This is a genomic window from Dietzia massiliensis, from assembly GCF_018390595.1.
Lineage (GTDB): Bacteria > Actinomycetota > Actinomycetes > Mycobacteriales > Mycobacteriaceae > Dietzia > Dietzia massiliensis.
Genome location: NZ_JAHBAV010000362.1, coordinates 1 through 326 on the forward strand (window position 1 = coordinate 1; position 326 = coordinate 326).

Here is a 326-nt window from a genome sequence, read left to right on the forward strand (position 1 = left end):
GCTCTTCAGTGGGCCGAGCGCGACGGTCCCGGCGTTGTTAACCAACACGTTGAGCTTGCCGAATTCGCCGATCGCGGTCTGCACGGCGGCGTCCCACTGGTCGGGTTGGGTGACGTCGAGGTGCACGTAGCGCACCGCGTCACCGATCTCGTCGGCCACCGCCTTGCCCTCGTCGTCGAGGATGTCGCCGATCACCACCTTGGCGCCTTCGGCGGCCAGCAGCCGCGCGTGCTCGGCCCCCATTCCGCGCGCACCGCCACTGATGAGCGCAACTTTGCCGTCTACCCGTCCCACAGGGGGCTCCTTTCGATTAACTGGTCACCGGG

At 67.5% G+C, this 326-nt stretch carries 1 protein-coding gene; it reads right to left on the bottom strand.

The genetic code is table 11. The features are described 5' to 3' along the window. A partial coding sequence (locus tag KHA85_RS17570) for an SDR family NAD(P)-dependent oxidoreductase (RefSeq protein ID WP_213186761.1) occupies positions 1-294 on the bottom strand: 294 nt, incomplete at its 3' end. Between the last annotated feature and the right edge of the window lie 32 nt (positions 295-326).